Source organism: Saltatorellus ferox, from assembly GCA_007751475.1.
Lineage (GTDB): Bacteria > Planctomycetota > UBA1135 > UBA1135.
On the sequence record CP036434.1, the window covers coordinates 3,830,793 to 3,854,025 of the forward strand.

Here is a 23,233-nt window from a genome sequence, read left to right on the forward strand (position 1 = left end):
TCTTCGACGAAATCGAGTCTCTGCCGCCCACAAAGGCATTGACTCACCCCCGGCGGAACCCTAACTTCTCCGCCCACACCCAGCCCGGGTGGCGGAATTGGTAGACGCGCATGGTTCAGGTCCATGTTCCCGCAAGGGAGTGGGGGTTCGACTCCCCCCCCGGGCACCATCCTGGATGGCAGCTTCGCTGCGATCCAGGATGCTTTTTTATGCCTCATCCGCTGACGCGGATGACGGGGCCTGGATGGCAGCTTCGCTGCGATCCAGGATGCTTTTTTATGCCTCATCCGCTGACGCGGATGACGGGGCCTGGATGGCAGCTTCGCTGCGATCCAGGATGCTTTTTTATGCCTCATCCGCTGACGCGGATGACGGGGCCTGGATGGCAGCTTCGCTGCGATCCAGGATGCTTTTTTATGCCTCATCCGCTGACGCGGATGAAGGGGCCTGGATGAGGGCGCAGGCTCGTTCGTGTCCGTGTCAGCCAGCGGTCACAGACACGCCGTCGACCAGAGCCCACGGGATCTGGCTGGAACCGCCCACCCGCTCGGTCGCCCGGGTGAGCTGGGTCGAGCCATTCAGAAGCTTGAAGGCGTTGCCCGACAGCATCACCTCGTTCACCGAGCGCACCACGACCCCGTTCTCGACCCAGCGCGCCGACTTCGCGGTTCCGCTGAAGTCGCCGGAGGCGGCGTCCACCGAGCCGGAGAAGCGCTGGATGTAGAGGCCCGTGCCGAGGGCGGCGAGCATCTCTGCCTCGTCGGCGAGACCATCGGCCAGCGACGACTCGATTCGGATGGCGTGGCAGCCGAGGCCAGGGACCGAGCGAGGACCGCCCTGGGCATGCCCGGTGGACTTCGTCTTGCCGACCGCCGCCGAGTAGGTGTTGTGGATGAAGGTCCGGAGCACGCCATCGTCGACGAGGTGGATCTTCCGCGCGGGGAGGCCCTCGCGGTCGAACGCCCGCGCGCCCGCGACCTTCGGATCCGTGGGATCGTCGATCAGCGTGAGGCCCGGCGCGATCTTCTCGCCGATCTTGTCGGCGAGCGCGCTGCGGCCGCGCTGGACCGCGATCGCCGAGATGCTGCCCAGCAAGGGACTCAGGAACGACGACGCGAAGGCAGCCGGGGCGAAGGCCACGGGGCCCTTGTAGGTCTTGCCCGCCGTCGCGCCCAGGTTGCCGATGCACGCGCGAGCGACCTCGCGGGCGATGCGCTGGAGTTCGGCCTCCACCTGCGAAGAGTTCCGCACGACCGCACCGCGGTAGTCGAACCCACCGGTCTCCGCGCCATCGACGGCGAGCCCCATCAGGCTCATCGTCAGCGCCGCGTCCTCGTCCGACTGGCGAATGCCGCGGGACGAGACGACGACCGAAGCGCCGGAGACGACGGAGAACGACGCCTGGTCGACGGAGACGCGCGCGTCGTGGTCGACGGCGGTCTGGCTGAGCGCCTGGGCCCGCGCGACCACCTGGGCCACGTCGATGCCCGCGAGCGCCGGATCCAGGTGATGCCGCATGCGGTGGCTGTCGTCCACCTCATCGGGCTCCGGCAGGACGTTGGCCTCGTCCGGAGGACTCAGCTTGGCGATCGCCACGGCGTCCACGGCCGCGGCGCGCAGCGCCTCAGGACGCATCTGATTGGTCGAGGCAAAACCGAGCCGGCCGTCGATCAGGACGCGTAGCCCGAGCGTGGACCCTTCATCGGCCTGCACCTGACCGAGGTCGCCTTTCTCGACCTTGGCCGATAGGCTCGTGCCGCCGTAGCCGTAGACCTCGGCGCCGGTCGCGCCGGCCTCGTGGGCCATCTGGAGCAGCTCGCTGGCGCGCTTCTCGAGATCCTCGGCGACGCTGGCCGTGCTCACCTGGGTTTCGCTGGAGGCGCTCATTGTCCACGTCCTCCGACGAGCATCTTGCAGGAGAGCCAGGGCCCACCCGCGTCGACCTTGGCCGGCTGTCCCTTGCCGCAGAACCCGGACCCGAGGTCCCAGCGGAAGTCGCGGCTCACCGCGTCGACCGTCCCGAGCACCTCGAACGCCATGCCGGAGATATTGACCCCGCGCTGAAGCTCGCCCTTCTTGCCGTTCTTGATGGGCCAGGCCTGGAGCGTGCCGAACATGAACTCGCCGTTCGCGTCGGCCTGGCCGTTCTTGGGCCCGTCGACCATCAGCCCGTCGCTGATGCCCGCGATGATCTCGTCGAGGTCCTGTTCGCCGGGGGCGATGTAGGTGTTGCGCATCCGAATCAGCGGCTCGTCGTCGTACTCCCACGCGCGGCTGTTGCCGGTGGGGGCGACGCCCTCGCGAGCCGCCGTGTGACGGTCGTGCAGGTAGCTCTTCAAAATCCCGTTCTCGATGATCGTCACGCGTTTCGCCCGAACCCCCTCGTCGTCGACGTCGAGCGTTCCACCCGCGCCGTCCGCGAACTCCGAGGCGCCGCTATCGCACAGCGTCACGAGATCCGAAGCGACCCGCGTACCGATCCTTCCCCGCGCGCAGGACCCTGCCTCGACGAAGTCCGCTTCCACCGTGTGCCCGACCGCTTCGTGGGTCAGGAGCCCGACGATGGAGGGGGAGAGCAGAACCTTCTGCCGCCCGCCTTCCGGATACGGAGCCGAAAGCAGATCCACGGCCATGCGCGCCGCGCCGTCCCCGAGTTCGTCCGCCGAAGCGCCGCGAAACAGGCAGTCCCAGGCCCCGGTCACGCCGACCGACCGCGCGCCACGCTGTAGCTCACCTGCGTCCTGCGCGACGGTCATCACCCGAAGTTCGGGCCGCGCCACCCTGGTCCACGCGCTCGCTCCGTCGCTGGTGACGATCCCCTTCTCTTCGAAGATCTCGGTGTAGCCCGAAGATGCGCTGACGATCTTGGTGCTTTGCTTGCGAGCGTGGGCTTCGAGTTCGAGGACGAGCTTGAGCCGCTCGTCGATCGAGGCCTCGCTCAGTTCCAGGAACCCGGGAGCATCGAACTGCCCGACCGCAAGCTGCACGTGCGGCGGCGGAGCCAGCTTGTCCTTCCGGGCACTCGCCGAGGCCCGCGCCGCGGCCCGAGCGGTCTCGATGGCGCGCCGAATCGCGCCCACTTCGAGCTGGTCGGTCGAAGCGAACCCGAAGGTCCCCTGACTCAGGACCCGGACCCCGACCCCGGTGTGCTCAGAAACCTTGGCCTGATCGACGCGCCCGCCCTCGACGGAGACGGAGCGGGTGCGCTTGGCGTGATAGCGAAGCTCGACGTGGTCGTCCCCGCCGTCGAGGCGGAGAGCGTCGTGAAGAATGGGGCGGGGATCGGTGGAAACCATGTGGCTAGCGTAGCCTGCAGCAAGCCCGGATCCGAGTCGCCATTCCTCACAACAGGTCGATGAACCCGATTCACGGCCTCCTGGGGGGGACCAAGCCTCGCTCGAATTCGACGCTGGTCGAATCGATCCCGAATGTCCGGATAAGGGCCGAGAAGCGGGCCTCCAGAGCTTCTATCGGAAGATCGCAGAACAAGATGGCGGCGTGGCTGATTCTTGACCTCGTCCAGCGAGCGCAGTCCTGCTCGGAAAAGCTCGAAGGGCTGGAGAACATCGCCAGAGAACGATGCAAGAAGCCATTTCGCCCGGTATCGGCGTAGGCTTCGAGGCCCGCGATCGAGGCGCGCATCCACCATTCCCAGACCCAGAGTTCCCATCTGGGGGTGGACGAGTTCTGTTTAGCGCGCCGGTACATCTGAACGGCCAGCGCTGGCAGCAGCAGATAGAACGGGCCGTTCGGGGCGCAGTTGAAGAGCCCAGAGCCTCTGACAGTCCCAAGTTTGCTCGTCGAGTCTGACGGCTCCCCTCGGGCTGGCTGTACATCGGTTGGGTCTACAAGGAGCCTGCCGGAGGCGAACCAGATCAAGTCACGTATCAAGCGCTTGCCCAGCTGGACAAGCTCCCGGCTTTGAAAGTCCAGGTCGGCCGTAGATTCAAGGTTCAGTCGCTTCGACGTGAGACGTTGAAAGGTCGTGCTGAAGCTGGCGGCAGTGGATTCGTCGAGGGGGTCGAATTCCGACGGGGGACGTCCCCCTGCGCTGGCTTCGCCGACAGCCTTGGAAAGATGAATCATCAAGGAGCCGAATTTCTGGCTGTCGAGCGAGAGATCGCTCCCGTAGATCTGCTTGATCTTGCTCGTTGCGTTCGCGCCCAGCGTCGATACTGATGGGAACAGGGCCTTGATGGAGATCAGGTCGAGCGAAAGCAGCATGGTCGCTCGAGGTTCGGTACTTGGCGTGCCCGGGTAGCGCTCCTTGACCAGCTTGACCGCTCGATCGAAAACGGCATCAGGCAGATCCTGGCGAATGATGTCCTCCGTGATCGCCTCGCTCGGCACGAGCAACTGCGTCACGGACGTGCTCTGGATGGTGACCGTAGGATCCTCCCCCAACTCATCGGATTGAACCCAGTAGGTGAGGCTCACCTGCTCGAACTTCTTGTCTCCCGCCGGTGTTCCCGCCACGCTAGGAGGTGGCTGACGATCGTAGAAGAATCGAATGTACCTGCCGGGAACAGAATCGTCTCCGGCTACGCTCCGAAAGGACTCGGGTAGGGACAGCGTCTGATAGTGCATGGGTCGAGTTAGTGAAGGGAAAGCGGTGATCCTGGGATGAACGCATGGTGGAAGCGGCGATGCGCGCACCGCGCCGCTAGCCGACCTCGAGCACAACCCCCAGAGGGCGCCAGATCTCCGTGGACTCCGGCGATTCGACCACTACGACCTTGCCGGCCTTGAAGAGCGACACGGTCATGAGGTCCTCGGAGAGAGGCACGCTCGGCCCACCGGTCCCGCTCGCCCAGCGCACCCATCGGGACCTGGAGACGGAGATGCCCCAGTCTGCTTGGGGGTCGCCTGTTGCCAGGGCTTCGAGTGCACCGTCGTGGAGCATTCGAGCCACGGCGTCATCAGGGCCATCCTCGACCTTCACCTGTCGAGCCCACTCGTCGAGGGCGGCTTCGACGTCATCGACCGCGTCAGCCGACAACCCCACAGCCAGCCAGCTACTCATGTATTTCGGATCGAACGCCCTGTTCAGTCCATACACCGTGCGTTCGCCCAACCATTCAGGCTGACCGTCCGAGTGCTGCGGGAGTTCCGGGTGCACGGCGTAGGGTGTTTCCGCCAGGACCTGAAGGCTCGCGTGGACCCCCAATTCCACGTAGGACACGGGGTCTGCTGGGATCGAATCGTAGACCACGAACCTACCCTGGAACTGTCTCTCCACGACGTGGGCGAAGATTCTCCCTGGTCGGCTGATCCACAGCCTGCCAACCGGAAACGAGTCTCCCACTGCCGCGTGATACGCGTCCCCGAAGCCGGACTTGACGATGGCCTGGTTCACTGCGTCCACAAGTCCTTTGGCAGCCGTTTCCGTCTTTTCGTCAGGAACCTCGAGCTCCATTCCCGTCTGAATGCTTCGCAGCAGCGAAAGAGCCGTGGCCTTTTCCAATGGTCCTGGCGCAGCCGTGAGCTCTATCTGCTGATGAGCGTTTCCCTCTTTCACCCAGACGTGGTCCGAGAGACGCTTGGGCAGTTCCTCCTTGAATGGGTCCAGGTTCTTGGTGAGGCGGTATTTCTTGCTTGGCATGGACACTATCGAGGTGGGGAAATGGTGGCGGCAGAGGATGAGATGGCAGGGCGAAGCCCGGCAACGTTGGACGCGTGGCCGGCTTCTACGGAACAACTTTCGTGCACGGCGAACGATGCAGCATCGGTTGATGTCAACCACGACACCCCCAAGACGGTGTGGCCGGAGCCATGGCCCAGCCGACTCCCTGTAATCGTCGGCGAGACTGCAAGCGCGAGCGTCGAGGTGAACTCCGCGACATTTCCCAGCGGGTGATAGAGCCCGAGGGGCTCGGTACGAGCCGCAGGGAGCTGGACCGGCTCCAGCTGTGAACAGACGTGAAAGTAGTAGCCCCCATGCTCTGGATTCCCGGTGAAGTCCGCGCGCCCCACCACCGGGAGCTGCGCGCCAGAAGGAGCTTCACCGATACCCGTCGAGCTCGATTGTAGGCGCAACTCGCTGCCGCGATGTCCGTACTCGAGCTCCAGATGGGTGGGGACCCGGAGGCCGAACCACTCCGCCGCCAGCCGGAGCTCCGCGTAGGGGATCAGGACGCAAGGAAGGGTCTTCCATCGATCGAAGTCAAATCCGACAGGAATGTTGGGTCCTGTGAACTCCATTCGAATGGCGTCGAATCCGGCGTCCAACCAGAACCCTGGAGCCTCCATCGACGTGCCTTTCAAGAACTCCAGGTAGTCACCATGGGAGAGCTCCGATCGCGAGAGCCAGAAGGACTCAAGCAGCGCACCTTGCTGCGGGATCCAGCACTGAGGCGTACGCTCTCCCTCGGGAAAGTCTTCAGATTCCGGCTCGACGAGGACACAGCGAGCTGCGATCTCCTCCTGCGTCCGCGGCCAGAACGTGAACCCCTGGTCCTCCGACCCGAACTCGAGTTCACGCTCGATCTCTGCGAAGCGGCCGTCGGAGAGAACCACCGTGAATCGGTAGATTCCTGGAGACAAAGGCATTCCTTTCACGGGTGTGGGCCCGAGCTCCGACACCGGAGAGAGATCACCAGTCAATGGGTCGATCAGCTGGGCGTAGACCGCTGCGGTAGAACCCTGGAGCAGTGAATCAGCCACCACCGCATCGACTCGGGGGAGAATGCCGGCAATCATGGCGCGCTTTTCGAGCCCAGCGTGACCCGGAAAGAGTGCCGCCCCCTCGTTAGCGCGAACGATCCCGTCCACCAGCTTTGCTGGCTCGGGCGCTAGCTCCAGGTCAGGGCCAAAGCGCGAGTCGAAACGCGGTCCCTTCCCCTCAAGAACCGCCTCGTCGATGCTCTTGAGCCGCCCTTGGATCTCTACCTCGATCATGCTTCTTGCCTCCAGGACCCTGGGGTGATCCCGGAGACTCGGGACGTCACCACGATCCACCTTGCCAAGGGCCGCCCAGGCGGCCGCCAGCTGACCCGGGGATGGATCGTTTGCTTGTGTCAACGCGCGAATCGAAGACAGGATGCCGTCCTGGAGGGTCCGCTTGCGTTCGGCGCGGGCCACCAGAAAGCCAGTCACGAGGACCGCCGCCGCCGCCCCGGGAATCAGCGTCTTCCAAGGGTGCTTCGCCATCCATCGCGTCGCCCGCCTCGCCAGCGGCAACGGCTGCGCCAGGATCGATTCTCCCGCCAGGAACCGATGCAGGTCCTCGGCCAGGGCGCGCGCCGTCTCGTAGCGGTCCGACGGCCGGTGCGACATGCCCGTCTCGCAGATCACGCACAGGTCCCGCGGGATCTTCGTGTTGAGCGCTCGCAGCTTCTCCGGCGTTCCCGACGAGATCTTGTTCAGGAGATCCTGCAGGTCCTCGCCCTGGAACGGACGGCGCAGCGTCAGGAGTTCGTAGAGCACGACCGAGAGCGAGTACACGTCGGTCCGCGGCCCGATCGGATCCCGGAGCGCGCGCGTCTGTTCGGGGCTCATGTAGAACGGCGTTCCCTGCAGCGCCCCCGTCTCCGTGATCGTTTGATCGCCGACCGACTTCGCGAGCCCGAAGTCCGCCAGCCACATCTCCCCATGGCGATCGATCAGGATGTTCCGCGGCTTGACGTCCCGGTGGATCACCCCCTCGCTGTGCGCATGCTCCAGCCCCTCCGCGAGGTGGGCGATCTGCTTGCAGACCGCGCTCGTGTACTCGGGCGTCCCGAAGGCCGGAAGGATCGCCGCCCCGTAGTTCGCGATCGACTGCTCCATCAGTTCCGCATGGAGGTCATGGCCTTCGATCAGCGGCATCGCGAACCAAGCGCAGTCCTCTTCCACGCCGCTGGCCATCACGCTCACGAGCGCCGAGTGGCTGAGCTTCGATGCGGCCACGGCCTCCCGCTGGAACCTCTCCAAGGCGAGCGGGTCCAGACGCCTTCCTCCCGCGAGCACCTTGACCGCGACGACCCGACCGAGACTGAGCTGCCGTGCCCGGTAGACGGTCCCCATTCCGCCTCGCCCGACTTCCTTGAGAAGCTCGAAGTCACCCAGTCGCGCGCCGCGGCTCGGCCCGGAGGCGTCGGGGTTGCCGGGCCGCGACGGCGGCTCGAGGAAGTCCATGGGAACTTCCGCCGCCACGAGCCGGCGCGCTTCCGCCAGCAGCTCAGCGTTCCCCGCGTAGGCTTCGAGCAAGTAGCTCTCCCGCTCCTCAGCCGGAAGCTGCAGCGCCTGGTCGACCACCTCGAAGAGGCGGTCCATCGGTGAATCGGTCAACTGAGCCTCTCGTGGAGCCAGCGCTTGATCCCGCTCCAGCGACGCTCCAGCGTCCGCACCGGCGTGTCCAGAATCCGAGCGATTTCTTCCATGCCCACCCCGCCGAAGAAACGCAGCTCGACCAGCTTCGCCGCGTCCGCGTCCCTTCGCCCCAGTTCCGTCAAGGCTTCATCGATGCGCTCGAGGCTCACCGCTCGCTCCGCATAGGGGCCCATGAGAAGCTCGAGATCGATATCGACGCGCCCCTGCGGCCGGGTGCTCGCCGTCCTCGCTCGGAAGTGATCCACGAGCACGTGCCGCATCGCCTTCGAGGCCGCGAGCAGGAAGTGATCACAATCGGAGTACGGGACCGTCGCGCCACCCATCAGCTTCAGGTAAGCCTCGCTGACGAGCGCGGTCGGCTGGAGCGTGTGACCCGGCCCCTGCTTCGCCATGGCGCGCGCCGCGCTTCGATAGAGGTCCTGATACAGCGCAGCGAAGAGCTTCTCCAGGCCATCTGCTTCCGTGGGGGAAGTGGAATCGCCGGTCGAGGAGGCATCGGTCGTGGATCCAGCCATGGGCGCTGTCGTTCTCAGAGAGGAATGAAGGGGCGGGATCCTCTATCACGAGTCGGCCCCTCGGTTTCCGCCAAATTTCCGATGAACCTATTCGTCCGATCCGTCACGACAGCGCGATCGGGCGGACGCTACGTACCGGATGCGTTCCTTTGAGGAAGCGTGGGCCCGGCGACTTGGCTCAAGGGACGCGTCTGCTCACATTGCGCGGAGCATCGGGCGCGCGGGGTCTCTTACGAACGCAAGACGCTCGATCCCCGCGAGCGGGGATCGAGCGTCTTGCGTTCTGCGAATCGCGCCCTACTTGAGGGTCCACGACGGCTTGGTGTTCCAAGCCGCATGGGCGTGGGTGTGGAACTCCGGGTCGGCGAAGTCGGGCCAGTTGTCCTCGTCGAAGCCCTTCATCTTCTCGAGGACGTCCTTGCGGGCATCGAGGATCAGCTCCTCGTCGCCGGTATCGAGCTTGAAGGCTTCGAAGGGCACGGCGAACAGCTTGTTGCCGAGGCCCATGAAGCCTCCGAAGGACAGAACGGCATAGGCGACTCGACCGGTGTGCAGGTTGATCATCAGGTCCTTGATGTGCCCGATGTCCTTCTTGTCGAGGTTGCGAACCTTCGTGCCTTCGAATGAGCTGGAAGAGAGAAGTCGCGGTGCTTGATGGGTGGTCATGGTGGGTGGGGGCCGGTGGAAAGGGAGCAGAATGCGGTAGACGGTTCAGCGAGAGCTCCGGACGGCTGAACGAGGGAGAGCGTTGCAGGCCAGCGCGAGCCCTCCCTCATGTCGAGGAAAAGTCTTCTTCAGACCGGTCCCTACGCGCGGCTCAGGCGTCCGCTCGCTGGACTTCGCTGGAGCCTTTCAGCACGCGGGCGCCGTCCGATTGCTCGATGAGATAGGCGGGCTCGTCCTGGGTCGCCTTGCGCGTGATCTCCGAGCCATCCAGCGTCCTGGTGACGTCTTCGTGGAAGATCTCGGCGACTGTGCCTTCGGCCGGATGGCCTGCGTGGGTCCACTGGACCTTGGTTCCTTCTCGAATCATGGGAATGCCTCCTGGGTTGGGGACCGAGGCTCCAATGGCCGGAGAAAGGGCGCCTTAACGCCTGGAAAAGTCGGCTTTAGACCCGGCTTGCAGCGGCCGTGCGGCCCGATGCGACTACGCCCGGCCTCCATGCGCTATACGCCCATGAGCCCGTAGGCGCACCGCGCGCTTGCGGCGACAGTGATCACCATGTTCACGTGCACCCGAACGATCGCCCTCCTTTCGCTCTCCACCGCTCTTCTTTCTGGCGCGCCCCAGGAGGACTCGAACGAGCCAAACGCGCTTCAGGCGCACCTCGAGAACCAGGTCGAGAGCGCCATGGAAGAGAACGATCTCGAAGGCATGATCGTTGTGATCGGGCTCGGCGACGAGACGCTCATGGAGAGGGGTTGGGGCCGTCTACCGGGAGGACACATCGCCGATCCCCAGCAGCTCGTGCGCGCCCAGGCCCTTGTCGAGCCACTCACCGCGATCGCGGCCCTCCAGCTGGTCGGGCAAGGGAAGCTCTCCCTCGACCAGCCCGTGCATTCGATCCTGGAGGATTTGAAGTGGGAAGAGGGTGAGGTCCAGATCCACCACCTCCTCGCTCAGACTTCGGGCCTGATCGGCTGGGACGCCGCGCTTCCGCCCCACGAGCGGGATGCCGCGACGGTCGCGTCCCTGTTGGAACTGGTGAAGGGCCAGGGACTGGAGGCGAAACCGGGCACGTGCTTCCAGTACTCCGAGTCGAACGCGCTGGTCCTCGGCGCCATCATCGAAAAGGTGAGCGGTGCCCCGCTCTCCGAGTGGATCACGAAGCACATCCTCGAGCCCGCAGACGCTGAATCCTCTGGCTTTGGGCTCGAAGATGCTCCGCCCACGCGCAAGGGGTCGATCGGCAGTCGCGAGATCGGGGGCGAGTCCATCTCGGTCCCCGAAGGGGTTCATCCGTTTGGCGAGGATGAGTTCTGCACCACAGCCCTTGACCTCCTGCGCCTCCGCCGCGCGCTCAGTGACGGCCTGATCCTCGAGGAGGACCAGCTCGAGGCCCTGACGGAGATGAAGCGCCTGGAGGACGGGACCCCGACCGGCTATGGCTTCGGTGTCAACCGGACCCGCGTTGGCGACCATGGCGGCATCTCCATCGGCGGCGCGGCCGAGGGCATGTCGATGCACATGGCCCATTACGCCGATCCCGACATCACGGTGATCGTGATGGCCGCCGACGAGGTGGCCCCGGTGGGCACGATCGAGCGTAACCTCACGCGCCTGGTCCTCGACCTGCCGCTCCCGGGCATCAGTGACCTCGAGCTTCCGCCCGACCAGGCGGCGCGCTGCGTCGGCGCTTACCAGCTTGGCTGCACGACGCTCTCGATCGACCTCGAGAAGTCGGGGCACCTGACCCTCTCTTCCTCCGACCGCTCCACGGAGAAGCTTCTGTACCAGGGCCAGTACCGCTTCGTCTCCTCCCGGGACCCCGAGCTCGAGGTCGAGTTCGTGGTGGTGGAGGGAGAGAAGCTGGCGGGCCACATGATCCTGAAGGAGCACGGTCGCCACACCGAGGCCGTTCGGTTTCCCCGATAGCAGCCAGAGCGGATTGAGCTAAACTCTCTCCGCCATGTCGTCTGCCTCCCCCCAGCGCGCCCGCGAGCGCCGCACCATCGCCCGCAACAAGCGCGCGACCCACGAGTACCTGGTCCTCGATGAACTCGAGACCGGGATCGTGCTCTTCGGTACGGAGGTCAAGAGCCTGCGCGCGGGCCGGGTGTCGCTCCAGGAGGCGTACTGCATGATCCGCAACGGCGAGCTCTGGCTCATGCAGATGCACATCCCCGAGTACGCCCAGGGGAACATCCACAACCACAAGATGGTGCGCGAGCGGAAGCTGCTCGCGAAGCGCCAGCAGATCAACAAGTGGGATCGGAAGGTGCGCGAGAAGGGCGTGACCTTGATCCCGCTGGAGATCCTGTGGGACGGCTCGTTCGTCAAGCTCCGCATCGGCCTCTGCAAGGGCAAGAAGATCTACGACAAGCGCCAGTCCAAGCGCGAGCGCGACGACAAGCGCGAGATCGCGCGGACGGCGAAGTCCGGCCGCTACGACAGCAACTGAGCCCGGCCGTTCGCGGCCGCGCCATGCCGCCGCTGGCGCGTCAGCGCTGAACGCTCTCCGCCATGTCGGTCCGATAGCTCGGGAAGCGCGCGAACCCTTCCTCGATACGCGCTCTGCGTTCCTCGGCTGTCGGTCGAACGAGGTCCCGCCGCCGCCAGACAACGCGCATGGGGAGCATGCCTGGGATCTCGTCGTAGCCCGCTTGGGTGCGTGGATCTTGTCGTAGCGCCGCCGCGAAGCGCCGCGCGACCGGCGCCATGCCCTGGGGCCGCGTCGGCACCAGGATGAACGCCGGGTTCATCGCGAACATGTCGTCGAGCATCGCGCGCCTGGCCTCCTCGAACTCGGGCGCCGACTCTTCCACGGGAAGGAAAGCCGCGGCCTTCGGCGTCACGAGCCCCCGGATATCCCAGATCGGATTACGCGCGAGCGCGCCGATGAAGCCGATGTCGGGGCAGGCGACCGCCTCGGCCTCCGGGGTTTCCTGGAGCACCATCAGGGCGTCGATCTCCTGGCGGCCGGGCTCCCAGGCGGCGCGCGCTCGGCTCGCCACGTGGAGCGGCCACGCGCCCCGCGGATCCACGGCGATCTCGATGTTGTGGGACCGGTCGTAGCCGCGCGTGCCCTGATCGAACGCGGCGCCGCCGATCAGCAGCGCGAGAGCCACCGGAACGGCCACGCGGTGCTGGCGGGTGAGGAGCCCCGCGAGCCGCTCCACTCCGAAGGCGCAGGCGAGCGCCAGGAACGGTAGTGGGGGAACGAAGAAGCGAAAGCGCGGCATCCAGTCGGTGAACGCGTACGCGATGAAGACAAGCCCGGCTACCGACATCGTCCACGCCACGGCCGGGATCCTGCGCAGCCCGGTCACCACGCCGACGAACCCTGCGATCCAGAGCGCGGCGAACAGCGGCCCCTGCCCGAACAGAAACCGAGTCCCGAGGAAGCGAGCGAACTTGCCGCCGAAGAACGAGGACCCGCCGCCGAGCTTGGCGGTGTGCGTGGCCGGCAGGAGCCCGCCGAAGTACGCCAGCCCAAAGACCTCGTACGCCGCAATCGGCAGCCCGGCCACCAGCACCCAGACGAGATCGGCGCGCCCGAGCGGCGGCCGCTCTCCCGCGAGAAAGCGCCGAACCACGATGTAGAGCCCGTACGCGGGAGCCTCGGGCCGGCTGGCCCAGCAAAGAAAGAACAGCGCCGCCGACACCGGCAGCGCGGACCCGCCCCGGGCGCGCGCGCGCAGCTCGTGCTCCATCCGAAGGGCGAAGAGCGTCAGCAAGAGCGCAAAGCTCGCCGTCTCCAGCCCCGCGACGGACCACAGCGCGAGCGAGGCGTTGGTCGCGACGATGGCCGCGGCCCCGAGCCCGGCCGCGCGCCCGAGCCCGACGCGCCGCCCGAGCCAGTACGTCAGGGGAACGAGCGCCAGTCCCGCGAGAAGCCCTGACCCCTTCAGCCACAGAACGACGGGCGCATGGACCACCAGTCCCAGCGCGCCCCAGAGGGTCCAGAGCGGGTTGGAGATCCCCTCCACCCGCTCCCCGAGGTTCCAGACCAGCTCGCCGTGCTCGACCAGGTTCTGGGCGTAGCGAAGGCTGATGAAGGCGTCGTCGACGGTGTAGGGCCAGAACGAAAGCGCGCTGGCCGCCAAGAACAGGGTCAGGAGCCCAAGCGCCACCCCGACGAGCCATCCGCCCGGCGACGCGGTCCCGGGGCTTGCGGGCGGATCGATTTCGTGGGCAGAGGACATGCCCCGAAGCATAGGAACCGGATCGGCGCCGCCGAGACCCTGGACGCCCTGGAAATCCCCGTCAGATCGCCAAAATCGCCAGTTGTGCCCCTGTCATCCGCGCCCTAAGCTCCCACCGCTGGCGGCGCCTCGGGCGCGAGACGCCACCGGCAAAATCGTTTGGGGGCGCACTGGTTTCGACCGGTTTACATGTGCCGCCGAGCTGCGTGTCGGGGATCCCAGGTCACCCCGCTAATCATCCCGGGAAAGGCAATTTACTTGCCGACAACAACTACGCACTGGCAGCTTGATCTGCCCGTTGCTGCAGAGAGTGCCCGTGGCTCTGCAGGAACGCCATTTAGCGGGCTGGTCACAAAGCTGCGCCTCAGGGCCGCGTGACGAGACATTTCTGAGGCTGGTGTCGAAGCAACGTGCCCACGGGCGGCTTCGACACGAGATCTTTGCCGGTGGGATACACACGTAGACGCTTGGATGAGCTCTGATTCTGGGACGGGGGTTCGACTCCCCCCGCCTCCACCATCCACAGCTGGCTGCCCCCCTGTTTCGGACCCTTCAGGGCCGTTCAGGGGGGCAGCCAGTTGCATAGAAGTGCAGGTTGAAGCGCCCTGAAACGGACCATTTTGCGGACCACTTTTTCCGGTGCCCGCGTCGTCCGTACCCGTGGCTCGCATGACCTCGTCCTCCTTGCAGGTCGACGGAAGATCGGGGAGCAACGCCAGGGCGTCCCGCTCGTCGTCACGGCCGAGCTTGGAGTAGATCCCCAGCGTCATCTCGGCGCTCGAGTGGCGGGCCATGCTCTGAACGGTGCGCGGGTTGGCGCCGGTCTTCATGAGGCCTGAGACGAACGACGCTCGAAGCGCGTGGAAGTCCGCCACCCGCTCACTGTCGTCGACGTAGGGGATCTCTGCGGCCTCCAAATCGAACTTCAGCCATCGGGTCGCCTTGTCCTTGAACGATTTGGGAAGCGCCAGCGCAGGCGCGGACGGCAGCCGGTCTCGAAGGTGGGGGAGGAGCTCCTGGACCGTTGTAGGCCTCAAGGCGATCCGTGCCTCTCTGCGGTTTTTCGCGGAGGAGGCCCGAAGGAGCAAGGTGGGCCGTTCAGAGTCGAAGTCCAGGTCTGCGGTACGCAGGGACACCAGCTCGGCGACTCGGAGCCCCGTCTCGGCGGCCAGTCGATACACGAGGGCACGCAGAGGCCCTGACACACCACGGTGCTCTGGACCGTTCGCAGCCGCCTGAATCAGCCGTGGCAGTTCATCGTCGAACGACAGGGCCCGCCGCTCTCGACGGGGGTCCATCCGAGCATTGACCGGCTTGACGGTCGTCAACGGGTCTTCAGTCACATAGCCCTGGACCACGGCCCAGGCAGTGAACCCACTGACCGATGCGAGGTAGTGATTGGACGTCCGCATGGCGAGGCCGTCGCCGCGGAGGGATGCGAGGAACATCTCAACCTTGGCAGGATGAAACTCCAGAAGCGTCTGCGCTCGGATCCCTTCGAGCACGCGCTCGACCCGTTTCCTGACCTTGCTCACGTACTTCGGGGTCCGCTCGCGGGCCAGCAAGGTGGCCGCATACTCGTCGACGATCGCGTCGATCGGCCGACTCCCGGCCATCCTGCTCCGATCGATGAGATCGATCTCACCGAGCCGCTCTCGCAGTCGGTCAGGGATCGAAGCGATGAACCTCGAGAGCTCCGCGTCGGGCGGTTCGCCGGCGGATCGAAGGGATGCCAACCGCTCCACCTTGCGGCCAAGCTCTGTCGAGGCCGCCTTGTCGGTGAATGCCGCGAGCCGGTGGACGACCTCTCGGTGATCCCGGAACTCGACGTACCACTTCTTGCACGGGACCTGAGCCCCACGGGGGCCCTTGCGGTACTTGCGGAACACTCTCATTGGCCGGCCTCCTTGGACTTCGGGATCCAGACCTCATCGAGGTAGCGCTGAGCCAGGTGACTTGGCCGCTTGCTGCCGGACTCCCAGGCCGCCAGGGTGCTCTGGGGAATGCCAAGGTCCTTCGCGGCCTCCACCTGAGACCAGCCAAACCGAGATCGGGCCTTCCTGAGGGCCTCGGCAACTTTGCCACGTGGGCGGGGCTCGAGTCGTGGACGACCAGCAGGCGAGTCAGGAACAGTCATGTGGATATAGTGATAGAGATTATCCATCGGTACAAGGATGCAGATGGGCGGATGTAGAAAGGAAAGTGGGCGCGAGGCCGATCAGGTACCTCGCGCCCACGAGAACAGGTGTTCCTGCAGCAGAGCCCGAGCCGCCGGCGCGGCACGGGCGCCAGGACTACCCTGGGTCGTCCCAATCCAGGTCGGTGACGCCATCAGCCGATGGCCGCTCATTGTCGATGATCGATGGAGCGTCCTCCTGGCTGCAGCCGGCCTGGGCGGGTGTCGTCCGTTCCTGAGTAGGGCCTATGTCAGTACCGACACCGACACTTTCGGCGATAGCAGGGGAGCCAAGGCTCGAACTGTCATCCGGCACGTCATCGTCGACCGTTCGCTTGCGATAATGCCGCGTCTTCGGGCCTTGTTCGCATACCAGTGGCCCTCCTGGACGAGAGAGCTCTTCAAGTGCAGCTTTCGCGCGCTTGGTCCCGTCCTTCCCTTTGAACCTGGCCAGACTCCGATAGACATCGCGCGCAGTCGAGTCTGGATTCTCCTCAATCCAGTCGACGAGTTCCGCAACTCTTCGATCCTCGCCGGATTGAGGCTTACTTCCACGAAGGACCTCGAAAATGCGACGGGACTCTGCCAGGTGCCATCGAGCGAGCTTCACGCCCGCAGCCATCGATACCTCATCGATCTCATCAAGCTCGACCTGGGTGCCTTTCTCCGCTGCGATGACCAGTGCAATCACCAAGGCGATGCGTGCGGCACCGCCCTCGAGCTTGCTCGCCGACGAGGCCAGATCGTCTGGCATCTGCCACATTTGGCAGGCGAGCTCATTGAACCAACCTTCGAAGATCAACAGCGCGCGCTTGCTCAACTTGAGCCTGACTGACTGAGGTCCGACGGCCCCGTCTTCGAAGAGCATCGGTACTCGCTCGAGGGCATGGAGCCGTTGGATGACGGTCGCGTAGAGCTGACTTGTTGCTTCCTTCACCACTGCGTGTGAGAAAGCAGATGGCTGAAACGACGGCATCACCCAGAGAACCCGAGCGGCGCAGCCTGAGTCAATATGTTCCCCGCCACCGAGCAAGCGCCGAAGGGTCCCCGGCTGGATTGCCCCTACAACGGAGACTGCTGCTCTGGAGACGAACACCTCACCAGCCCCCACACGATCGACCGCGGGATAGCGGCCGCCGTTCATCTCGAGCCACTTCGCGGCGTGGGAAGAGCCGCGACCGCTTGATCCATACTCGTTCCACTCATGGATCCATGCGCCAAGTTCGCCACGGATCGCGATGACCGAGGCGCGCGACGTCTCGGCGACTATCCGTGTGAGCGCCTCATAGGTCGCGTCCTGCACGACGAGACGTTCTCTCGCCGGAGCCTCGGGCTTCTCCGGTGGATCCTCCTTGTCCTTGGACTTCTTCCAGCGCGCCTCCTCCTTCAGGTAGCACTGCATGGCCGTCTCGTGTTCGCGCTTGGCAACGTCGTGCTTGCGACGTGCGGCCTCGTCGATCTCACGAAGAGGGCCTGATGCGAGGTCAAGAGCAGGATCCTTTCGCGCTCCGCTTCGAGCCACCACGGCACCCCAGAGTATGCAGGGCTCTCGCCACGACTCTTTGATGGCCACATCACGGCTGAGCCCGATCACCCCAGCACACGCAACAACGGCGGGAAGCGCGATCATAGAAGGATCGCAGCCAATCGCCACAGCCCCTTCAAGCGCGAGGTTTCGAATCGACATGGGCAGGGCATCGATTGGATACGGTGCCTGCTCTGGGATCGTCTCGCCTTGCCTGGGTCGTATAGGCTCAGAGGCTGTCAAGAGCTCCTGAAGCAACAAGCGGCCGTTGCTCCGGCAGGCATCCCCGTCGGCGAGGTCGAGACCTTCCGACACGCGGCTTGCAAGCCATTCCCGCACGTCCTTGATCTTGGCGGGAGGCAACGACCAAGGAACAGTTCGCCCCCAACGGTCGGCCAGCTTGTCTGCTACGGCAACAGCGCCGTCGCGTCCGGGCCACCGACCATCCGGTTTTTCGTCACGCTCACCGACGACGAGAACCACGCGATCCCGTAGCAGGTGCAGCAGCTGCTTGGATCCGGCGCTGTTCGACGGTCGCCCCACGGCAGGCAGACCGAGTGTCAGGCAGGCAGCGACGTCCGATGCCCCCTCGACAATCAGAACCGGTCCAGGCAGATCATCGAGGTGTTCAGGGACGACCAAGCCGCGTGCCGCCCCCTTGGGGAATCCCTTCACACCAGCTGCGGTCCGCAGGCTGAGTCCGACGTACTCTCGCCCCCCGTCCTTCTCGGGGAAGCAGTACGCACCTCCCTCCCGCGACCAACCTTCGCCGCCTCCAGCTCGAAGTCCACGAAGGTCTTCCGGTCCAACCCAGCCTATGCCAATCGCCCTGAGAGCTGCAGCGCAGACTCCGAGTGAGGTGGCAAGCTCCTCCAGCTTCTGAGACGAGCAACCTGTCGAGTAGCGGATCGCCTCGTCCCGCCAATGCCGAGGAGGAAACGCTGCGAGGCTACCCGCCTTCGGCTGCGACCTGGATCCAGTGATCTCTCGATGCGCTCGGGGGGTGATTCCGGCGCTGGTATCACTCTGAAAGACCTGACGTCCATCTTCGGCATTCTTGAGGAATCGCCATCCGGGTGGAAGACTCTCGTTCCGGCCACACACCACCGCGCCGCCATCGTCAGCAATCGAGCACCAATCGGCGTGATCGCAGAGAGGGCAACGGTCATCACGGTTCACATTGCGCCAACCACTTGAAGGACTCATGACTTCCCTCCTCTGTTGGAGCGGGTATCCCATCGGTCTCGAGTGGGGCAACCAGCCGCGATCCAGGCCTCGATTTCCTCGCGGCGCCAGCGAACGGACCTGCCAAGGCGGACAGGAGAGGGCAAACGACCCGATGACCGAAGCCCCGCGATCTGGCGCTTACTCACTCCCAGCATCTCTGCGACCTTTGGCGCAGGAAGGAGTAGCGGCTGGACAGCCTCGCCCTGATGGGCGATACTTGGGATGCTTGTGTCGCCCCCTGGTGTCCGCCTCACGGCGGCCCGGGGGTGCGCGCTTTCAGGAGGCTTCATGCGATGCCTCCCGGGTGCCCTGAGGCCTCCCCTTCTCGTCGCCTGCCGCCTTGGCAAGCAGAGCGCGCTCGACGGCGTATCGGTCAAAAAGCCGGCCATGCTGGCCAATTCGGACAAAGGGAATCTCACCTCGATCGGCCGCATCGCGGAGATCGACAACACGGACACCGAGAACCGCGGCGAGGGATGAGACCGGTAACAGTCTTGGAATCTTCATGCCCCGAGAGTGGTCCCGAGGCGTTCCTGAGTCTGCCTACGTCAATGCCTACGTCATTGCACACGTGTTGCGTGCGGCGGATTCGCACTCACCCGCCTCAGCACTCGCCGTCTCTTGGCTTGAAGATGGTCGAGTACCGCTCTCGGTCGGCCTCGGTGAGGTAGTAGCCGCAGTTCCGCCGATTCTTGAGTTCCCAACCGCGCTTTCGGAGCCCGCCCACCTGGCGCGTTCTCAAGCTTCCTACTTCAGTGCCAGGAATCCTGGCCACCAGTTGCTTTTCGAGGAGGCCTAACTCAGGAGGCAGGTCAACCAGAGTCTCGAGAAGCCTGCGCTCTAAATCAGACAGCGGCACGCGCGCGTCTCGGGGCGTCGCGTCTGGACCCAGTACGTCGAGTCGGCTCTTCCCGTCAGATGGCGCATGCGCCCTGGTATCAGAATCCAGGACCCCTCGTACCCACGACGGCGAATACTGAACCCACTGGGACCGCAGGGACTCGAGGATTCGACGCCTCAAGCTAGCGGGTTCGTGGTCGCGATACGTCCTGATCTCATCGTCCGCAGCCGCCCGCACTTCCTGTCGAATGCGCGCCAACCGAGAAAGCTCTGGATCGGCATCGCGGGAGACTGGAGCATCCACCCTGTCCATCTGAAGCCGGGCCTCAGTGAGAAGGTCTGAACTCATCTCCTCCGCGTTGAGAACGCCAACGCGACCGGCGATGTTGGTCCTGGAAGTCTTGATCGAATGGCCTTCATGGTCGAGCAAGGCGGCCACCACGAGCCCCAGTGTCAGCGAGGGTGCCTCGGTGACGAAGTGGTTGACCCCAGGGCCCACGTCAGGATCAATCCGAATGTGGCCCATGATCCGCCGTTGGTTGCGATTCATTGATGGCAGCCCCGCGCTCTCGTCGCCCATGGGGTCGTCGTGGTCATGCGAGAGGTCCTGCTCCTCGTCCCACAGAATGCCCCATTCGACTCGCTTCTCGGACTTGAGCCACTTGTTCACACGGGCTGCGGTTTCCACCTCGCTCTGTCGCCAGAATCGGTGTGGAGGATCCTGCCCCGTTCGGATCGCCCGCTCGATGGCCGCACGTCGGATGCTCTCCTCGTTGGCCGCCTTCTGCAGCTGAGCGGCCCATGCGGCTGGCTCAGCTATCTGAGTTTCGAGTGCTACCTTGTGTAAGGCGTCGCAGGCAGCCCGGGCGTCGGGCAAGTGGTCAAAGAGCGGATAGGGGAAAGACGAATTCAGTCCCTCCCACTCGCGGAAGAAAATGATGGACCGAGGCATAGCACGTTGAAGTGGGTCGCCCAGCCCCGGCTGAACGCAACGTGCAATTCCAGCCGAGGCCAAGCTCGCGCTGACCGTCATCAGCTACCCGTCGGTATTCTAAGGCAGGAGCCTGTCGCTGGGGATTTCGGCTCCTGAGGCCTGAAAACGGAGGCATTGATGAAACCAGCGGTGGAAGAGCTGGCGCGACTGGACGCCAGTGGCCTGGCCTGGACCGGAGCGTTGGCAAGACCTTGGACGCTGGCAAGTGGGGAGCCGATCCCCGAGTTCTGGGCCGTTATCGAGGTCGATGCTGTGGAAGCATGGCACTCGGGGGTTTCATCCTTCGCCTTCGCGATCGATGCCGTCCAGGTACATGGCTGGGGTGGAGGCAGGGGCGGCGCCGTAGAGATCACCCTCCAGGTGCGAGTGACGGCGTCGAGCTCGAGCCGCCTGACTCTTGGCTCGCGCTGGCGTCAGCGTGTGAAACTCCAGTCTGCGCCCGCGCCATGGGGTGGCGTCCGCTGGTGGTTCCTGTGCGGCGACTGCGGAAAACGCCGGGCACACCTGTACGGACCGCGGGTGCCCTGGACCCCATGGATGTGCCGGAAGTGCCGAGGAGCAACGTATCGCAGCCAGAGGGAGCACGGGGCGAGCGCTCGAAAGGGGCACGGGATCGGCGCGATGATGCTGCGCCTCCACCGTGACGAGGCAGCGCAAGCTGTGAGAGCCAGGCGAGCCTATCGGCGCGGGTTCCATAGGGAACGGCTGCGGTCGCGGCCGTAGCCGGGAAAATGGATGTCGCGGGCTGATGCCGCTGAATTGCGTTGCTCTCCAGGCCGACATGAGCGCGGCCCTCAAACAACGAGGAAACTGCCAAACTGTGGAGAATCACCACATACGGCACCCGGTCGAGAATGCTCTGGATTGGGCAAATTGCCAAGATACGCACGAAGAGGGCCCGTTGGTGAACTCGCACTCCACGGCGTTCATGAATGTCCTACCAGCTCATCCTGGCGGCCCCGCACTGCCACAGCGTCGTGGGAATCCGTCGCGCGAAGGTCACTTCGCCTTCGCAGGACCAGCAGCATCAGGGCGCGACGTGACAGCTCAATCGAGCACATCCTCAGCGCATCTTGGCTGCCGATAGTTGAACGCAGGGCCTCGATCCGCCGACGGCCGAGCAGATCTACAATTGGAGAATGACCATCACACCGTGTAGTTCGCCGACGTTGCATACGACCGGAATCCGGTCTGCTGTGGACGTCGAGAACTCGAGAGCCCTGATCGACATGCAGCAGGCAAAGTTCCGCGAGGGCGTGGCTTGCACCCTTCTGCCGGCCTCCATCTCCGTCGCAGGACGAACCGATCGGCGGAGCGCAACTCAGCTTCACGCCGGCGTCGTCCTCGTGGCCCCAGAGGTGGTAGGGTCGCCGCCCGAAGGGGAACCATCCGCCCGGGGGGGCTACTGTGGTTGAGCGCCGGCGAGTCCGCCGCGCGGACGGCACTCGTGGGCCCGCGAAGACCTATTCGATGCGGTTCCTGGACCAGCGAGGCAAGCGCCGCGAGCTCTTCCTCTTCGAGTCAAAGCGTGTCTCCGAGGCCTTCGAGAGGCGGGTCCGTGAGCTCCTCGCGCACCGTCAGACCGGCGAGACCCTGAGCCCGGACATGCTGCGCTGGATATCAGCGATGGCCCCCAAATACCGCAAACGACTCGTCGCCTGGGGTGTCATTGACGAGCGCCGAGTGGCCGCGGTGGGTTCGATCGAGCGCCTTGAGGCCGCTTGGGCGGCAAGTATCGAAGCGCGTGGCGTCACAGAGCAGCATCTGAGGCAGACCACGGCCCAGGTTCGCCGCATCTTCGAGGCCCTTGGGGTCGAAACGTGGCTGGACATCGACGTGCTCGAGATCCAAAACGAACTCGCGCGCCGATGCCGGGGAGACAAGGGATGGGGCGTAGCCCGACACAATCACCACGTCACGAGCCTGCGCCACTTCGGCAAGTGGTTGACGGACGAGAAGCTCGTGGTCGAGAACACCCTGGCGAGCTTGAGCAAACGAAGCCGGGGGTCGGAGATGCCGCGGCACCCTCGGCGAGACGGAACCGTGGCGGAGTTCAAGCTGTTGCTGGAGCGGACCCGCGCAAGCGACCAATCGGTGCTCGACATGACTCCAGATCTGAGGGCTCTGCTGTATTGGACGGCGGCCCTGACTGGACTACGGGCGGGGGAGCTCGGGCGGTTCAAGGTGAGCTGGATCCACTGGCGCAGAGATGACGACGGTGAGGTGACCCCCGGGTACCTGCTACCCGAGGCAAACGAGACGAAGGCCGGCAAGCAGAGCGGCAGGCGCGACCCGATCGTTCTCCAGTCAGATCTTGAGGACGCCCTGGCGGCTCACTGCGATGGCAAGGCCGTGAACGCCAAGGTCTTCCCATCCTTCCAGGTCTCGAACGCAGCGGCGATGCTGCGCGCGGACTTGGAGCTGGCGGAGATCCCCTACGTCGATGGGGCTGGGCGCTTCTTCGACTTCCACGCTCTCCGGCACACGTTCATCACATGGGCGGGCCGAAGTGGGGCGGACCCGAAGACTCATCAGACCCTCGCACGCCACGCGGACTACGCGCAGACGGCGCACTACTCGCACACGAGGCTGGATGCTCTCTCAGCGGCTGTAGAGGCCATGCCGCACCTTGGAGGGCGAGCTGAACGTTGACGGGACCCCAACTACTCACCCTCCGAAACCATCGCGTACGAGCACGAACTGGCCCCAACGAGCATCTCAGCGGGGAAAAAGCGGCGCTGACGCGCAGATAGGAAAGATCCATGGTCTTTCCCTAGGTA

Annotated in this window: 18 protein-coding genes, 1 tRNA gene, 1 other RNA gene and 1 pseudogene; 7 read left to right on the plus strand and 14 right to left on the minus strand. The window is 64.9% G+C overall.

The window, feature by feature from the left end:
- Nucleotides 1-82: 82 nt before the first annotated feature.
- A tRNA-Leu gene (locus Poly30_RS13680) sits at nt 83-169 on the plus strand.
- A 311-nt stretch (nt 170-480) separates the two neighbouring features.
- Here Poly30_RS13680 and Poly30_RS13685 read toward each other — a convergent pair.
- The 8 genes from Poly30_RS13685 to Poly30_RS13720 all read right to left on the minus strand — a co-directional run bounded on the left by Poly30_RS13685 (nt 481) and on the right by Poly30_RS13720 (nt 9,858).
- Nucleotides 481-1,887, minus strand: coding sequence for a TldD/PmbA family protein (locus Poly30_RS13685; RefSeq protein WP_145198195.1), 1,407 nt, complete (start codon nt 1,885-1,887; stop codon nt 481-483).
- Nucleotides 1,884-3,296: a TldD/PmbA family protein gene (locus Poly30_RS13690; RefSeq protein ID WP_145198196.1), complete on the minus strand. Its 1,413-nt coding sequence runs from the start codon at nt 3,294-3,296 to the stop codon at nt 1,884-1,886. Before Poly30_RS13690 ends, Poly30_RS13685 begins: the two co-directional genes overlap by 4 nt.
- A 70-nt stretch (nt 3,297-3,366) precedes the next feature.
- Nucleotides 3,367-4,437, minus strand: coding sequence for a hypothetical protein (locus tag Poly30_RS13695; RefSeq protein ID WP_419191361.1), 1,071 nt, complete (start codon nt 4,435-4,437; stop codon nt 3,367-3,369).
- A 226-nt stretch (nt 4,438-4,663) separates the two neighbouring features.
- Entirely contained in the window at nt 4,664-5,602 is a 939-nt protein-coding gene (locus Poly30_RS13700; RefSeq protein ID WP_145198199.1) for a hypothetical protein, read from the minus strand.
- 5 nt (nt 5,603-5,607) lie between these two features.
- Nucleotides 5,608-8,268 carry a protein kinase domain-containing protein gene (locus Poly30_RS13705; protein WP_145198201.1) on the minus strand — a complete coding sequence of 887 codons (2,661 nt, stop codon included), beginning with the start codon at nt 8,266-8,268 and terminating at the stop codon, nt 5,608-5,610.
- Nucleotides 8,265-8,825, minus strand: a complete 561-nt coding sequence (locus Poly30_RS13710; protein WP_145198203.1) for an ECF-type sigma factor — start codon at nt 8,823-8,825, stop codon at nt 8,265-8,267. The genes Poly30_RS13705 and Poly30_RS13710 overlap by 4 nt, the downstream gene beginning before the upstream one ends.
- A gap of 297 nt (nt 8,826-9,122) precedes the next feature.
- The gene (locus Poly30_RS13715) at nt 9,123-9,491 is read right to left on the minus strand and encodes a PRC-barrel domain-containing protein (RefSeq protein WP_145198205.1); all 369 of its coding nucleotides are present in this window, start codon (nt 9,489-9,491) and stop codon (nt 9,123-9,125) included.
- Nucleotides 9,492-9,642: 151 nt separating this feature from the next.
- Nucleotides 9,643-9,858 (minus strand): hypervirulence associated TUDOR domain-containing protein, encoded by a 216-nt coding sequence (locus tag Poly30_RS13720; protein ID WP_145198207.1) that lies wholly within the window; start codon nt 9,856-9,858, stop codon nt 9,643-9,645.
- A gap of 189 nt (nt 9,859-10,047) precedes the next feature.
- On the opposite strand from Poly30_RS13720, the gene Poly30_RS13725 reads away from it, so the two are divergent.
- Nucleotides 10,048-11,421: a serine hydrolase domain-containing protein gene (locus Poly30_RS13725; protein WP_145198209.1), complete on the plus strand. Its 1,374-nt coding sequence runs from the start codon at nt 10,048-10,050 to the stop codon at nt 11,419-11,421.
- A gap of 34 nt (nt 11,422-11,455) precedes the next feature.
- On the plus strand, nt 11,456-11,947 hold the full coding sequence (smpB, locus tag Poly30_RS13730) for an SsrA-binding protein SmpB (protein ID WP_145198211.1): 492 nt from the start codon (nt 11,456-11,458) through the stop codon (nt 11,945-11,947).
- Nucleotides 11,948-11,987: 40 nt separating this feature from the next.
- Here the strand turns inward: smpB and Poly30_RS13735 are convergent, their stop codons facing one another.
- Nucleotides 11,988-13,691: a hypothetical protein gene (locus tag Poly30_RS13735; protein WP_145198213.1), complete on the minus strand. Its 1,704-nt coding sequence runs from the start codon at nt 13,689-13,691 to the stop codon at nt 11,988-11,990.
- A 161-nt stretch (nt 13,692-13,852) separates the two neighbouring features.
- On the opposite strand from Poly30_RS13735, the gene ssrA reads away from it, so the two are divergent.
- Nucleotides 13,853-14,210: a transfer-messenger RNA gene (ssrA, locus tag Poly30_RS13740) on the plus strand.
- A 239-nt stretch (nt 14,211-14,449) separates the two neighbouring features.
- Here ssrA and Poly30_RS28460 read toward each other — a convergent pair.
- Nucleotides 14,450-15,139 (minus strand): annotated as a pseudogene (locus Poly30_RS28460) (tyrosine-type recombinase/integrase); the annotation flags it as partial.
- Nucleotides 15,140-15,154: 15 nt separating this feature from the next.
- Here Poly30_RS28460 and Poly30_RS28465 point away from each other — a divergent pair.
- Complete coding sequence (locus tag Poly30_RS28465; RefSeq protein ID WP_419191416.1) at nt 15,155-15,631, plus strand: hypothetical protein; 477 nt, start codon at nt 15,155-15,157, stop codon at nt 15,629-15,631.
- On the opposite strand, the gene Poly30_RS13750 is transcribed toward Poly30_RS28465, so the two are convergent.
- The 3 genes from Poly30_RS13750 to Poly30_RS13760 all read right to left on the minus strand — a co-directional run bounded on the left by Poly30_RS13750 (nt 15,583) and on the right by Poly30_RS13760 (nt 18,909).
- Nucleotides 15,583-15,855: a helix-turn-helix domain-containing protein gene (locus Poly30_RS13750; RefSeq protein WP_145198215.1), complete on the minus strand. Its 273-nt coding sequence runs from the start codon at nt 15,853-15,855 to the stop codon at nt 15,583-15,585. The two genes, Poly30_RS28465 and Poly30_RS13750, sit on opposite strands and share 49 nt — an antisense overlap.
- 130 nt (nt 15,856-15,985) lie before the next feature.
- Complete coding sequence (locus Poly30_RS13755) at nt 15,986-18,067, minus strand: YfjI family protein (protein ID WP_419191362.1); 2,082 nt, start codon at nt 18,065-18,067, stop codon at nt 15,986-15,988.
- 527 nt (nt 18,068-18,594) lie between these two features.
- Nucleotides 18,595-18,909: a helix-turn-helix transcriptional regulator gene (locus Poly30_RS13760; protein ID WP_145198219.1), complete on the minus strand. Its 315-nt coding sequence runs from the start codon at nt 18,907-18,909 to the stop codon at nt 18,595-18,597.
- Here Poly30_RS13760 and Poly30_RS13765 point away from each other — a divergent pair.
- Nucleotides 18,908-19,099, plus strand: a complete 192-nt coding sequence (locus Poly30_RS13765; RefSeq protein WP_145198220.1) for a hypothetical protein — start codon at nt 18,908-18,910, stop codon at nt 19,097-19,099. The two genes, Poly30_RS13760 and Poly30_RS13765, sit on opposite strands and share 2 nt — an antisense overlap.
- 124 nt (nt 19,100-19,223) lie before the next feature.
- Here the strand turns inward: Poly30_RS13765 and Poly30_RS13770 are convergent, their stop codons facing one another.
- Nucleotides 19,224-20,336 (minus strand): hypothetical protein, encoded by a 1,113-nt coding sequence (locus Poly30_RS13770; protein WP_145198221.1) that lies wholly within the window; start codon nt 20,334-20,336, stop codon nt 19,224-19,226.
- Nucleotides 20,337-21,923: 1,587 nt separating this feature from the next.
- On the opposite strand from Poly30_RS13770, the gene Poly30_RS13775 reads away from it, so the two are divergent.
- Nucleotides 21,924-23,105 carry a tyrosine-type recombinase/integrase gene (locus Poly30_RS13775; protein WP_145198222.1) on the plus strand — a complete coding sequence of 394 codons (1,182 nt, stop codon included), beginning with the start codon at nt 21,924-21,926 and terminating at the stop codon, nt 23,103-23,105.
- The last annotated feature ends 128 nt before the right edge of the window (nt 23,106-23,233 follow it).

Bases quoted from the DNA above. Each gene is read 5' to 3' on its own strand.
- smpB (WP_145198211.1), top strand. From the start codon at position 11,456: ATGTCGTCTGCCTCCCCCCAGCGCGCCCGCGAGCGCCGCACCATCGCC.
- Poly30_RS13760 (WP_145198219.1), bottom strand. From the start codon at position 18,909: ATGAAGCCTCCTGAAAGCGCGCACCCCCGGGCCGCCGTGAGGCGGACA.
- Poly30_RS13750 (WP_145198215.1), bottom strand. From the start codon at position 15,855: ATGGATAATCTCTATCACTATATCCACATGACTGTTCCTGACTCGCCT.
- Poly30_RS13685 (WP_145198195.1), bottom strand. From the start codon at position 1,887: ATGAGCGCCTCCAGCGAAACCCAGGTGAGCACGGCCAGCGTCGCCGAG.
- Poly30_RS13710 (WP_145198203.1), bottom strand. From the start codon at position 8,825: ATGGCTGGATCCACGACCGATGCCTCCTCGACCGGCGATTCCACTTCC.
- Poly30_RS13715 (WP_145198205.1), bottom strand. From the start codon at position 9,491: ATGACCACCCATCAAGCACCGCGACTTCTCTCTTCCAGCTCATTCGAA.
- Poly30_RS13775 (WP_145198222.1), top strand. From the start codon at position 21,924: ATGCGGTTCCTGGACCAGCGAGGCAAGCGCCGCGAGCTCTTCCTCTTC.
- Poly30_RS13735 (WP_145198213.1), bottom strand. From the start codon at position 13,691: ATGTCCTCTGCCCACGAAATCGATCCGCCCGCAAGCCCCGGGACCGCG.
- Poly30_RS13765 (WP_145198220.1), top strand. From the start codon at position 18,908: ATGCGATGCCTCCCGGGTGCCCTGAGGCCTCCCCTTCTCGTCGCCTGC.
- Poly30_RS13700 (WP_145198199.1), bottom strand. From the start codon at position 5,602: ATGCCAAGCAAGAAATACCGCCTCACCAAGAACCTGGACCCATTCAAG.
- Poly30_RS13690 (WP_145198196.1), bottom strand. From the start codon at position 3,296: ATGGTTTCCACCGATCCCCGCCCCATTCTTCACGACGCTCTCCGCCTC.
- Poly30_RS13725 (WP_145198209.1), top strand. From the start codon at position 10,048: ATGTTCACGTGCACCCGAACGATCGCCCTCCTTTCGCTCTCCACCGCT.
- Poly30_RS13720 (WP_145198207.1), bottom strand. From the start codon at position 9,858: ATGATTCGAGAAGGAACCAAGGTCCAGTGGACCCACGCAGGCCATCCG.
- Poly30_RS28465 (WP_419191416.1), top strand. From the start codon at position 15,155: ATGAAACTCCAGAAGCGTCTGCGCTCGGATCCCTTCGAGCACGCGCTC.